Source organism: Colwellia sp. Arc7-D (genome assembly GCF_003061515.1).
GTDB lineage: Bacteria > Pseudomonadota > Gammaproteobacteria > Enterobacterales > Alteromonadaceae > Cognaticolwellia.
The window spans coordinates 3,266,074-3,278,596 of sequence record NZ_CP028924.1 but is presented as its reverse complement, the minus strand read 5'-3'; the positions used below and the strand labels follow the sequence as shown (position 1 = coordinate 3,278,596).

Annotated in this window: 11 protein-coding genes; 9 read left to right on the top strand and 2 right to left on the bottom strand. The window is 36.4% G+C overall.

Annotated elements, in window-relative coordinates:
• Window positions 1-3: 3 nt before the first annotated feature.
• The 4 genes from nqrE to nqrM all read left to right on the top strand — a co-directional run bounded on the left by nqrE (window position 4) and on the right by nqrM (window position 3,428).
• The gene (gene nqrE, locus DBO93_RS14165) at window positions 4-627 is read left to right on the top strand and encodes an NADH:ubiquinone reductase (Na(+)-transporting) subunit E (protein WP_081149060.1); all 624 of its coding nucleotides are present in this window, start codon (window positions 4-6) and stop codon (window positions 625-627) included.
• 81 nt (window positions 628-708) lie between these two features.
• Window positions 709-1,935: an NADH:ubiquinone reductase (Na(+)-transporting) subunit F gene (gene nqrF / locus DBO93_RS14160; protein WP_108456915.1), complete on the top strand. Its 1,227-nt coding sequence runs from the start codon at window positions 709-711 to the stop codon at window positions 1,933-1,935.
• Between the two features lie 172 nt (window positions 1,936-2,107).
• On the top strand, window positions 2,108-3,151 hold the full coding sequence (locus DBO93_RS14155; RefSeq protein ID WP_239059000.1) for an FAD:protein FMN transferase: 1,044 nt from the start codon (window positions 2,108-2,110) through the stop codon (window positions 3,149-3,151).
• Between the two features lie 55 nt (window positions 3,152-3,206).
• The gene (nqrM, locus tag DBO93_RS14150) at window positions 3,207-3,428 is read left to right on the top strand and encodes a (Na+)-NQR maturation NqrM (RefSeq protein WP_108456914.1); all 222 of its coding nucleotides are present in this window, start codon (window positions 3,207-3,209) and stop codon (window positions 3,426-3,428) included.
• A 132-nt stretch (window positions 3,429-3,560) separates the two neighbouring features.
• Here the strand turns inward: nqrM and DBO93_RS14145 are convergent, their stop codons facing one another.
• On the bottom strand, window positions 3,561-4,688 hold the full coding sequence (locus DBO93_RS14145; RefSeq protein ID WP_204100625.1) for a HupE/UreJ family protein: 1,128 nt from the start codon (window positions 4,686-4,688) through the stop codon (window positions 3,561-3,563).
• A gap of 676 nt (window positions 4,689-5,364) precedes the next feature.
• On the opposite strand from DBO93_RS14145, the gene nhaD reads away from it, so the two are divergent.
• The 5 genes from nhaD (at window position 5,365) to DBO93_RS14120 (ending at window position 11,425) form a co-directional block, all read left to right on the top strand.
• The gene (nhaD, locus tag DBO93_RS14140) at window positions 5,365-6,786 is read left to right on the top strand and encodes a sodium:proton antiporter NhaD (RefSeq protein WP_108456913.1); all 1,422 of its coding nucleotides are present in this window, start codon (window positions 5,365-5,367) and stop codon (window positions 6,784-6,786) included.
• A gap of 334 nt (window positions 6,787-7,120) precedes the next feature.
• On the top strand, window positions 7,121-8,194 hold the full coding sequence (gene dinB, locus DBO93_RS14135) for a DNA polymerase IV (RefSeq protein WP_108456912.1): 1,074 nt from the start codon (window positions 7,121-7,123) through the stop codon (window positions 8,192-8,194).
• Between the two features lie 230 nt (window positions 8,195-8,424).
• Entirely contained in the window at window positions 8,425-9,285 is an 861-nt protein-coding gene (locus DBO93_RS14130; RefSeq protein ID WP_108456911.1) for an MBL fold metallo-hydrolase, read from the top strand.
• A gap of 235 nt (window positions 9,286-9,520) precedes the next feature.
• Window positions 9,521-10,417 (top strand): pepsin/retropepsin-like aspartic protease family protein, encoded by an 897-nt coding sequence (locus DBO93_RS14125; RefSeq protein WP_108457859.1) that lies wholly within the window; start codon window positions 9,521-9,523, stop codon window positions 10,415-10,417.
• A 129-nt stretch (window positions 10,418-10,546) separates the two neighbouring features.
• Complete coding sequence (locus DBO93_RS14120; RefSeq protein WP_108456910.1) at window positions 10,547-11,425, top strand: alpha/beta fold hydrolase; 879 nt, start codon at window positions 10,547-10,549, stop codon at window positions 11,423-11,425.
• A gap of 181 nt (window positions 11,426-11,606) precedes the next feature.
• Here DBO93_RS14120 and DBO93_RS14115 read toward each other — a convergent pair whose 3' ends face one another.
• Window positions 11,607-12,422 (bottom strand): mechanosensitive ion channel domain-containing protein, encoded by an 816-nt coding sequence (locus tag DBO93_RS14115; RefSeq protein ID WP_108456909.1) that lies wholly within the window; start codon window positions 12,420-12,422, stop codon window positions 11,607-11,609.
• Between the last annotated feature and the right edge of the window lie 101 nt (window positions 12,423-12,523).

Genomic DNA, 12,523 nt, shown 5'->3' with positions numbered 1-12,523 from the left:
ATCATGGAACATTATTTAAGTTTATTTGTTAAGACCATATTTATTGAAAATTTGGCATTAACCTTTTTCCTTGGTATGTGTACATTCTTAGCTGTGTCTAAGAAAGTGAGTACAGCCATAGGTCTTGGTGTTGCAGTTGTTGTGGTTCTAGGTATTGCGGTACCTGTTAACCAAATTATCTATCAAGCGATTTTAGCGCCAGGTGCGTTAGATAGCTTAATGGGTGTAACTGAAGCAAAAGATTCTATTGATTTAAGCTTCTTGTCTTTCATTACCTTCATTGGTGTGATTGCGGCATTAGTGCAAATCCTTGAAATGGTTTTAGATAAATACTTCCCAGCACTTTATCAAGCGCTTGGTATTTTCTTACCTTTGATCACCGTTAACTGTGCAATCTTCGGTGGCGTTTCATTTATGGTCGCGAAAAACTTAACCTTAGGCGAAAGTTTCGTTTATGGCATAGGCTCAGGTATTGGTTGGATGCTAGCCATCGTACTGATAGCAGGTATTCGTGAAAAAATGAAATACTCGGATGTACCTGACGGCTTAAAAGGTTTAGGTATTACGTTTATTACTGCAGGATTGATGGCGTTTGGCTTTCTTTCTTTCGGTGGTATTTCACTTTAGGTTTATGTCGGTTTTAGCTCCCACTTGCTTGCAGGTGATTAAACCAGCTAAAACCCTTAGAGAAGATTAAAGGAAAAGTCGATGGAAATTATAATTCTCGGCGTATCGATGTTTACCGTGATAGTACTCGCTTTAGTAATGGTGATTTTATTTGCCAAATCTAAGTTAGTGTCTTCAGGTGACGTTACGATTAGCATTAATGGTGACCCAGAGAAAGCAGTTACAACTGCGGCTGGTGGTAAGCTTTTAGGCGCACTTGCTGACCAAGGTATTTTTATACCTTCAGCTTGTGGCGGCGGCGGTACTTGTGGCCAATGTCGTGTAGAAATACATTCAGGTGGTGGTGATATACTGCCAACTGAGTCAGGTCATATTAATAAGCGTGAAGCCAAAGAAGGTTGTCGTTTAGCTTGTCAAGTGGCAGTTAAACAAGACATGGACATTGTACTTGAAGATGAAATCTTTGGGGTTCAACAATGGGAATGTGAAGTTATCTCTAACGATAACCAAGCAACGTTCATTAAAGAGCTTAAGTTACAAATTCCTAATGGCGAATCTGTACCGTTTAAAGCCGGTGGTTATATTCAAATTGAAGCGCCTGCGCATCATGTGAAATATAGCGATTTCGATATTGATGACCAATACAAAGGTGATTGGAATCATTTTGGCTTTTTTGATGTTGAATCAAAAGTTGATGAGCCTACGTTACGTGCATACTCAATGGCGAACTATCCAGAAGAAGAAGGCATTATTATGCTGAACGTGCGTATTGCTACGCCACCTCCTGGACGTTTACATTTACCTGCAGGTAAAATGTCGTCTTATATATTCAGTCTTAAAGCTGGTGACAAAGTCACTATTTCAGGTCCATTTGGTGAGTTTTTCGCGAAAGAGACTGAAAATGAAATGGTATTCATTGGTGGTGGTGCTGGTATGGCGCCAATGCGTTCACATATCTTTGATCAACTTAAACGTTTGCAATCTAAACGTAAAATGTCGTTCTGGTATGGTGCTCGTTCTAAACGCGAAATGTTCTATGAAGATGATTATAACGGCCTTGCAGCTGAAAATGACAACTTTGAATGGCATGTTGCGTTATCTGATCCACAACCAGAAGATAACTGGGATGGCATGACAGGTTTTATTCATAATGTACTTCATGAAAACTACTTGAAAGACCATGAAGCGCCAGAAGATTGTGAGTACTACATGTGTGGTCCTCCAATGATGAACGCCGCAGTTATACATATGCTAAAAGATTTGGGTGTTGAAGATGAAAACATCATGTTAGATGATTTCGGTGGCTAATTAAGCTGTTAAATTCATCCAATGAAAGGGCGGCTTAGGTCGCCTTTTTAATACCTATTTTTTATACGTTTATCGTGAATTATTGAAAATTCAGATTTTATTTAGCTAAAAGAAAATACTTGTTAATTAAGTCGGTTACTTTAGCTAAATGAAATTTATTAAGGATATTGTGATGCAATATAATTTTATGATTAAAAAACAACTGTTAGTGGTTAAATTACTGCTAGTAGCATGCGCTATTTTAGTGCTTAGTGGCTGCTTTCCCAGTAACGATCTTGGTCGTGCAGAATACCTTCTGCAAGGTCACACAATGGGGACCACTTATAATATTAAATTAGTGGGTGAAAATTTAGATGCAGAAAAAATACAGCAGGGTATTGATGAACAGCTTGTGCAGCTGAATCAGGAAATGTCGACTTATATAAAGGATTCGGAGCTATCAAGATTTAATCAATCTAGCTCACTTGCTCCTATTAAAGTCTCAGTAGGCCTTGTGCGAGTGATTAAAGAAGCGATACGTTTAGGGGAACTCAGTGACGGTGCACTTGATGTTACTGTTGGGCCTTTAGTTAATTTATGGGGCTTTGGCCCAGAATATCGACCTGAAACTGTGCCAAGCGCTGAATTACTGATGAAAACAAAAGCACGTGTGGGTTTAGATAAATTAACCCTAGAAAACGATATGCTTAGTAAAAGTACGCCAGATCTATACGTTGATTTATCAACTATTGCTAAAGGCTACGGTGTTGACTTAGTGACCGAGTTTATCGAAGCAAATGGTATTAATAACTACCTTGTTGAAATTGGTGGTGAAATGCGCGTTAAAGGCTTTAAACATACTGGTGAGCTTTGGCATGTAGCAATCGAAAAACCCTTAAGTGGCGAACGGTCAATACAACAAATTATTATACCCAAAGATAATGCTGTTGCTACTTCAGGAGACTATAGAATTTACTTTGAAGCAGACGGTCAACGTTTTTCGCATATCATAGACCCAAAAAATGGAAAGCCAATCAACCATAAGCTGGTCTCTGTAACTGTGATCCATCCATCCTCAATGACCGCCGATGGTTTATCAACGGCTATGATGGTAATGGGTGAAGAGAAAGCGCTAGCGTTCGCAGAGGCTAATGGCCTTGCTGCATACATTATAGCGAAAACTGATCATGGCTTTGTTGAGCAAAGCACGGTAAAATTCATGCAATACCTCAAGTAGGTTTGCACTCTTAAAATTAACTGTTGAAATGTTATCAAATAGGTAGGCACTTAATATGGCTATATTTTTAATCACCTTAGGCTTTTTTCTCGTTATTGTAATGGCAATGGCTGTTGGATATATTTTTCAAAATAAAACCCTTGCCGGCAGTTGTGGCGGCTTAGCAAGTGTTGGTATCGATAAATCATGTAATTGTGATAACCCTTGTGAAAAACGTCAGGAACGTGACCGTGTCGCAGCGTTAGCGATTGGCGATATCAATGTTAAAAATATTTAAGCTGTTATGAAGGGTTAATCTATTTAACGATTAATCAATATTAACGTTTGTCTACAGTAGACAGATGAAAGGTGAGCTTAGCTCACCTTTTTCATTTCTAACATCCAGTCTTTATTTATTACCAAAGCTTATTTATATAAGGCGCTCAATAAGCCAGTAAGTGGCAATTAGCGCAATGGCGATATTAAGCGCAAACACTAACTTAGTTTGGTACCAGACTTTTTTCCTAAAGGGGTATAGACAAATAAAAGCGAGCGCAATCACGGTTAGCTGTCCAAGCTCTACACCAACATTAAACGAGATTAAGCTCGTTAAATACTGGCTCGCAGGTAATCCAACTTCACTTAATACCGACGCAAACCCTAATCCATGTAACAAGCCAAAGGCAAATATTATCGGCAACCTCGCCTGGCTATTTGTACGTTGATTTGCGCGATAAATATTTTCTAACCCTACATAGACAATGGATAAAGCAATAAGAGGCTCTACAATCGTGCTAGATATCGTAACAAAACCGTAAATGCCTAATGCTAGGGTAATTGTATGCGCGAGCGTAAATGCGGAGATTTGCCATATTAAACTTGAGCGTTTCCTAGCAAACAACAGTAATGCTAAAACGAATAATATATGATCCAACCCTCGCGGCAATATATGCACAAAACCTTGGTAAATATAATCCATGGTGAGTGAAATGTTATTCGGTATATTTACGCTATTTGAGTGCCAAGCATTTGATTGATTAATTTGAAAGCTTTGGCTTAATTCACCGGAACTTATCAAGGTTTGTTCAGGCCGAACCACTTTAAGTACGATATTACCTAAAAGTGGTGCAAAACTAACGGCAACCTCACCCGAGTTTTCAGGTATATCTCCAGTAGCGTGAAGTTCGACTTTATAATCTGTTAACTTTTCGGGTTGCGCTAAAATGCGTTTTAATTGTTGAAGTTGTAGACCCTGAAAGGTCATGTTTTGTTGCTGCTCAATATTGTTTGTTTTATTTGAAAAAAATAAACTAGATTGCTGACTCAAAACAGTTTCAAGATTTTCGAGTAACTTTTTTTGTTCAAAAAATGACTGTTGATTTAATGCTAAGAGTACATTGTTATCATCACCTGAAATGTCTAAATGTTCTTGCAATAAATGTATAAAATCAACAGTAACGATAAGCTGGTATCTTTCATTATTGTCTAGCGATAAAGTTGCCTGATTTAAGTCATCAGTATGTGCAAAACTGGTGATTGAGCATAGAGATGTGGTCAATATTACAATGAATAAATATATCGAAGAAAGTCGTAGGGTAAGCAAAATTAATAACCTTGATTTTAAAATAAAAAGTCTGTGAAGAAATCGACGTTAAGTTAGCGTATTTTCTCTAAAATTAATAGCCTTGATTGCTTGCAAACTATACTTTCGATTTAGGTATTACTTAAGCGATCTGGAGATTGTTTTTATCGGTAATTTATCTTTAGTGTCACTCATCTATTCAAAAGTTCTAGTGTTACGAGTAAATCCTATTATAAGCACTTAATTGGCAAATAAAGCATTTGATACTGAGCTTGTATATTATGAATTCACCCAAAAAATTCCAAAAAAATATAAGCCAGTAAGCTACGTTGAGGATTATAATATCGAGGCAACATTAGTTTAATCCTTGATGTTAAATAGGTGACGAAAAATGGAGCTTAGTCTGCTATTTAGTTGTACTAACGTGATGGTTCGATATAGTCAACTGGAACGAATAACTACAACGAAAAATAACCGGGGATTTGGATAAGCGTTTGCTAAGTAATCGCAATACAACTGCATTAGTTCACTTATCCAAAGTTCAGGATACATAGCAATATAAACATTAAAAATAGCATTAACCAATGTAAATCATTAGTTAGTCATTGGTTAACTGCATTAACCAGAACAAAATATAGTTCATTAGGTCGTTATGTTTAAAAAAATATTATTAATCTTGTCACTTTTTTGTATTTCTACATCGTCTTGGGCAGCAGGCCCAGGCAGTATTGATTTAACCAATTCAATATTTGGTCTTACGGCCATCATTCTTTTTTCAATTGCTTACGTGTTGGTTATTGGTGAGGACGTTATACACTTAAGAAAGTCCAAACCTGTACTCGTCGCTGCGGGTATTATTTGGCTAATTATTGGCTGGGTTTATACCCAGCATGGTGTTCCTATTGAGGCAGAAGAAGCCTTTAACCATAACTTGCTTGAATATGCTCAGCTATTATTATTTCTATTAGTAGCAATGACCTATATTAATGCCATGGAAGAGCGCGGTATTTTTGATGGCTTACGTTTGTGGATGGTGTCAAAAGGCTTAAGTTTACGTTCTTTGTTTTGGCTGACAGGTGTTTTAGCATTCGCCATTTCTTCTTTTGCTAATAACCTAACTACCGCCATGTTGATGTGCGCCATTATATTAAAAGTAGCATCGAATGATAAAAAATTTATCAATATAGCTTGTATTAATATTGTTGTCGCAGCTAACGCCGGTGGTGTTTTTAGTCCGTTTGGTGATATTACTACCTTAATGATTTGGCAATCAGGGCTAGTTAAATTTGAACAATTTATCGTGTTGTTTATTCCATCATTAGTAAACTTTTTAGTGCCAGCAATCATCATGAGCTTTTTCATTTCCAACGAAAAATCGACACCCGATGTGAGTGAAACTTTTAAGATTAAACGCGGAGCAAAAAGGATAGTTGCCTTGTTTATTCTGACCATAGCTACTGCTGTACTATGCCATAGTGTTGTTAACATGCCTCCAGTGTTAGGTATGATGATGGGCTTGGGTTACTTAAAGTTCTTTGGTTTTTATTTACGTATGAGCCTACCACGCTCTTTAGATAAAAAACGTAATAAAGCCGAAGCTGAAAATGACTCTGAAGAGTTGAAAAAGCTAGGCAACATCATACCTTTTGACATTTTTGACAAAATCGCCCGTGCAGAATGGGACACTTTACTGTTTTTCTACGGCGTAGTGATGTGTGTTGGCGGTTTAGGTTTTATGGGCTACTTAAGCTTAGTTTCTGAAGCGCTATACAGTAATTGGAGTCCAACGTATGCCAACATTGCTGTCGGCGTACTATCGGCCATTGTAGATAATATTCCTGTCGTATTTGCCGTGTTGAGTATGAACCCTGCGATGGATCTTCAACAATGGTTATTAGTCACCATGACAGCAGGTGTTGGTGGTAGTTTATTATCAATAGGATCAGCAGCCGGTGTCGCCTTAATGGGACAAACCAAAGGCGTTTATTCCTTTATAGGCCACTTAAAGTGGAGCTGGGCTATCGCTTTAGGTTATGCGGCAAGTATTGCTGTACACTTTTTAATTAATGGCTAATATGGTTTTAGTTTACATAAACTGAATATTTAAAAGCGTTTAACTGTCTATAATGACTATAAAAAAATAGTTATTATAGACAGTGTATTTATTAAATTTTTACTCATCAATTATGTCTGCCGAAAATAGTTACATCAAATAACCTTTCAATTCTTAAATCGTCAGTTCTGATGCTTATCTGACATATTTTACAAAGCTGAATGTTCCAATTTTATTATTGTTTGATACTCGCGTATTGACGTAATTTTTTCATATGGTAAAGTGACTGTGTTTTTATACAGCTATGTGTAATTAAGTTAATATAAATACAGTTTATTATTAAATGGAATGATAAATGATTAGAACTAGCCACTCACAGAAAAAGATAATCCATATCGACATGGACTGCTTTTACGCTGCAGTGGAAATGCGTGATAATCCTGAATGGCGCAATGTTCCCATTGCTGTAGGTGGAAACGGACCGCGCAGTGTACTTTGCACTTGTAATTATAAAGCGCGCGAGTTTGGTGTACGTTCAGCTATGCCAAATGCAAGGGCGAAGGCGCTTTGCCCTGAACTGATTATTGTTAATGGCCGAATGTCAGTTTATCAGCAAGTGTCACAACAAATCAGAGCTATATTCTTACGTTATACTGACTTAATTGAACCTTTGTCACTTGATGAAGCTTATCTTGATGTTACCGACTCTCCTTTGTTTTTTGGCAGTGCTACTTTAATTGCTGAACAAATTCGACGCGATATTTATAATGAGCTAAACCTTACCGCTTCTGCTGGTATTGCCCCTAATAAGTTTTTAGCTAAAATTGCCAGTGATGAAAATAAGCCTAATGGACAATGTGTTGTTGCTCCTGAGGATATTAGTACATTTGTTGAAAACTTATCGTTGAAAAAAATCCCAGGTATAGGGCCAAAAACCAGTGAAAAACTAAAAGCCTATGGTTTTGAAAGTTGCGCGGATGTTAGGGCAAGCTCTGTTGCAAAGCTTCACACTATTGTTGGTAAGTTTGCGAATGCGTTATTCCAACGAAGTTTTGGTATCGACGATAGAGCGCTTGAAACATCACGTGTTAGAAAGTCACTAGCGATAGAAAAAACAATGGCAGAAGATATTGATTCTATCGAACAATGCCAAGTGATACTTTTAAGTTTATTCAGCAAGCTTAAATTACGCTTAGCAAAACATGACGATCGGCAAATCAGTAAACAAACGGTAAAAATTAAATTTGCCGACTTTCAGCAAACCACCGTTGATATGCAATCTAAAGATTGTCTTGAAGCTATTTTTATCGAGCTATTTCAAAAGGCTATGACAAGAGCTAATAATCGAAAAGTTCGATTAATTGGTTTGTCATTGGGTTTTTCTGAGCACAATAGTATTGATAATCAGAGTCAGCTAGACTTGTTCTAGCTCTGCTCTAGCGCTTTTAAGTTAACTCATCCTTAATTTTTACATTACCTTTGTATAGATATCTAAACGGTGCTTTAGAATTATGAGCGAATTATTATTTATACCGACTTAATTAAGTAGTATTAATTTTGTTTGTAAGGGTAATATGTAGGCATAGTTTTATTAATGGCTTTTGCGTTTAATTAATATCAAATTTTCAAGTCCAACATACTAAATACAATAGGGTAATTATGTTTAAAAAATCTCTAGTAGCAATAACAATACTTTTGAGTGCTGTTGTGAGCGTGTCAACCAGTGCTCAAGAAATGGCAGAAGCAGAAATAACGGTACAACCTGCAGCGGGTAACGTTTATATGTTACAAGGTCCGGGAGGTAATATTGGTGTATTAGCTACAGATAAAGGTTTATTGCTGGTTGATGATAAATTTGCTCCATTAGCAGAAAAAATTGAAGCCGCGATGAAGGGCATAGAAGATAAAGAGCTTAAGTATGTTATCAACACCCATTTTCATGGCGATCATACTGGTAGTAACAAATTCTTCTCACATAAAGCGCCGATATTTGCTCATGAAAATGTTCGTAATCGTTTGAGTAATAAAACCGATCATCATACTGAAAGTTTACCTGTGGTAACTTACAAAGACGGTATTACTATTTATTTAGATAATGAAGAAGTTCAGTTAACACATTTACCAAAAGGTCATACTGATGGTGACACTTATGTTTACTTTAAAAAAGCCAATGTATTGCATACGGGGGATTTATTTTTTGAAGTTGGTTTTCCTTATGTCGATTTAAAAAGTGGCGGCAGTGTTAAAGGGTATTTAGCCGGTGTTAAACACATGCTAAAAAATACATCTGATGATGTGGTAATTATTCCAGGGCACGGCAATTTAACCGACAAAAAGAGTTTATTAGCCTTTGCTGAAATGATGGAGTTTAGTATTAATAAAGTTTCTACAGCATTGGCCGCAGGCAAATCTGAGCAGCAAATACTTACCGACGGTATTGGTGAAAAATATAAACATTTGTCTTGGGCATTTATTACTGAAGAAAAATGGCTTAAAACCTTAGTCGCAGATTTGCAGTAAGTAACAATTTTACAAGGCAATATTACAAGGTAATATTAATCAATACCTACTCGAAAAAATGTAAAGTATTGATGAAGCATAAACCTAATATTAAACGCTTTTTAACGCTTAATATTAGGTTTTTTTATTCGACGTTAATAACGACTTCACTTAATTTTTAATGAAGTGAAGATACAAAAGTTAACGATACAAAATAAAACGTATTTTAATGGACTATAAACTTAAAGGACTAACTTTGAAAATATTACTATCGAGCATTTTCTTATTTTTAACACTCAAATGTAATGCTGGTGTAACCGATTGGATTGATTTTAATCTAGAAGGTGGCCACGTTAAAATTCCTGTAAGCATTAAAGGCATTGATACCTTTGCCATCCTAGATACGGGGGCTCAACTCAATGCCGTTAATAAAGCTTTTATTGCTAAACACGATTTAATGTTTGATAAAGGCAGCATGATAAAAGTCAGAGGCGTTTTCGGGGTTGATAAGAAAACTACATATAGAAATGTACCTGTTAGTTTTTTTGGCATCGCGACTGAACTTAACAAAGTTGCAGAAATTAATTTAGGCTATCACACTAATGGCCTGTTACTTGGATCGGGTTTTTTCAATAGTTTTGTCGTTCAATTAGATTATCCTAATGAAAAAATACGTTTGATCACTCAAGATTCTGTTGAAGTGGCTAAATTTAAAAATATTGAGATCCAAAGTCAAAAGGGTACAGGAATGCCAATAGTTAAAATTGGTCTGCCTGATGATAGGCATTTATGGATGATACTTGATACTGGTAATGCTGGCGGAATGGTTGTTGAACGCAAAGTCGCTAGTAAACTGGGTTGGTTATCAGGAGGAGATCGTAAGTCAACAGTATCAAAAGGTGTTAACGCTACAATAGAAACTGAAAGCTTTAGAATTCCACTATTGCAGTTTGGTCCTTTTGAGTTAGAAAATGTACTTGTGACCATTCCTGCTGAAGGGAAAAATTCATATTTAGATAGTCAATACGAAAAAACAGGCTCAAGACTTAAAGGTAAGAAAGTCCAGGGTATAATTGGCTACGACGTGCTTAAACACTTTTTAATTACTGTTGATTATAAAGGTGGACACGCTCATATTGGTTTACCTGAATAATTGCCAATACATTATCAAGTATAAAAAATTTTTAGTTTAGAATAAAATTCAGCAATTTATTGCAAAGGTTCATTCTTATACACCTTCATTTTTAGGTGTTTTAATTACTCTTTCATTTAAGGCAAAGCTATGAAATTTTCTTTTACGTTAAACTTATTCATTACTTTATTACTAATCAGCTTATCAAATACAACGTATGCAAAAGCCGCTAACAATTACCCTGCAAGTACAAAAGAGCTTACTTTTAACGCTGGTGGCGATCGTATGTCAGGCTTTATTTATCAAGCGGCAGGTATAGGGCCGCATCCAACTGTGTTGTTATTACATGGTTATCCGGGTAATGAAAAGAATTTGGATGTTGCTCAGGCACTACGCAGTATCGGTTGGAATGTAGTCTTTTTTCATTATCGTGGAGCGTGGGGGAGTGAAGGCGAGTTTTCATTTTTAAATGCTGAGCAAGATGTACAGACAGTGTTGCAGTTTATTAGCGATGAAGCCAATGCCAAAGCACTTAATATTGATCGCAATTTAATCTCCATTATTGGCCATAGCATGGGCGGGCATTTAGCTATCGCAGGGATATTAGATAATCAATCAGTTAATTGCGCTGTTGCATATGACGGTGCTAACCTCGGAGTGGGTGACGTAGGCATTATAGATGATCCCAACACTACTATTCCTTGGTTAGAATACAGTGACAGCTTATTTATGTTAAATGGTTGGTCAGGCGATAAAGCTAAACAAGAGTTGAAGACACACGCAAAAGCACTCAATTTGGTCAGAAGAGTGAATACCCTTAATGGTCGGTCAGTATTACTTATTGCTGCTGATACCGATGTTATTCCATTAAAGTCACATATAGAACCACTACTAGAGGCTTTAGTTAAAACAAATAACAGTGATGTAACCTATAAACTGATTGATGACGACCATAGCTTTAACTCCTCTCGCACTGAATTAATTAGTACTACACAGAATTTTTTGAACACTAAATGTAAGGCTAAGTAATTAAGGTGATTTATTCATATAAAAAAGCGCTAACCAAAAAATTGGATAGCGCTTTATGTTTTGAGTTCAAGCTTGTTATCAGTATCATCGTCATAAAATTACGTTATGACAACATCCGTTAATGGTAAAAACTCTCCGACTAACGACGATAACTTTTTTATCAAAGATGTGCTTTTAAATATTAGGCATCTTTGTGAATGTGAACATCCATTTGTGGGAAAGGAATGTTTAGCCCTTCGTTTGCAAATGTTTTATAAACTTTTTCATTCATTTGGAAGTATACACCCCAATAATCAGGCGCGTTTACCCAAGCTCTAACAGCAAAATTTACTGAGCTATCAGCTAATGCTGAAACTGCAATAAATACTTCAGGGTCTTTTAAAATACGCTCATCTTCATCACATAATCGCTTAATAACTTCTCTAGCTTTATCTAGATCATCACCGTAACCAACGCCAATTGTCCAATCAACACGTCTCTTCGCTTCTGTTGAATAGTTAACCATTGATGAAGTTGATAGGCCTCCATTAGGGATAATGATGGTTTTATTATCAGGCGTTTTTAAAATGGTATTGAAAATTTGAATCTGAGAAACAGTACCCACATAACCTTGTGCATCTATAACATCACCCACTTTAAATGGTTTGAAAATCAAGATCATTACACCACCAGAAAAATTCTGCAGCGTTCCTGACATAGCCAAACCAACAGCTAAACCTGCAGCACCTAATATAGCGATGAAAGAGGTCATTTCAATGCCTAACATACCTAAGGCTGTTAGCACTAAAAGAACTTTTAAAAGCCCGTTAACAATGCCGGTTAAAAATGGCATTAAAGACGGATCAGTACCTCCTTTTTTTAGGGTGGTTTTAAATACGTTGCCAATGATGCCTATTACCCATCCACCAATGATCCATACTAGGATCGCACCAATCAATTTTGGTCCGTAAAAAACGGCCATTTGAGTCATTTGACTTACAACTTCATCTGTATTCATATTATCTTCCTGAAATTATTACAGTATTTTTAAATTGGACTAAAAAACAAGCTAGAATCGCTTAATTTTAGTTTTATTTATGCTAAGTGATAACTTTACTT

What these genes read in the sequence shown, in the direction of transcription:
- nqrE (WP_081149060.1), top strand. Translation starts at nt 4, where the DNA reads ATGGAACATTATTTAAGTTTATTTGTTAAGACCATATTTATTGAAAAT.
- nqrF (WP_108456915.1), top strand. Translation starts at nt 709, where the DNA reads ATGGAAATTATAATTCTCGGCGTATCGATGTTTACCGTGATAGTACTC.
- DBO93_RS14155 (WP_239059000.1), top strand. Translation starts at nt 2,108, where the DNA reads ATGCAATATAATTTTATGATTAAAAAACAACTGTTAGTGGTTAAATTA.
- nqrM (WP_108456914.1), top strand. Translation starts at nt 3,207, where the DNA reads ATGGCTATATTTTTAATCACCTTAGGCTTTTTTCTCGTTATTGTAATG.
- nhaD (WP_108456913.1), top strand. Translation starts at nt 5,365, where the DNA reads ATGTTTAAAAAAATATTATTAATCTTGTCACTTTTTTGTATTTCTACA.
- dinB (WP_108456912.1), top strand. Translation starts at nt 7,121, where the DNA reads ATGATTAGAACTAGCCACTCACAGAAAAAGATAATCCATATCGACATG.
- DBO93_RS14130 (WP_108456911.1), top strand. Translation starts at nt 8,425, where the DNA reads ATGTTTAAAAAATCTCTAGTAGCAATAACAATACTTTTGAGTGCTGTT.
- DBO93_RS14120 (WP_108456910.1), top strand. Translation starts at nt 10,547, where the DNA reads ATGAAATTTTCTTTTACGTTAAACTTATTCATTACTTTATTACTAATC.
- DBO93_RS14115 (WP_108456909.1), bottom strand. Translation starts at nt 12,422, where the DNA reads ATGAATACAGATGAAGTTGTAAGTCAAATGACTCAAATGGCCGTTTTT.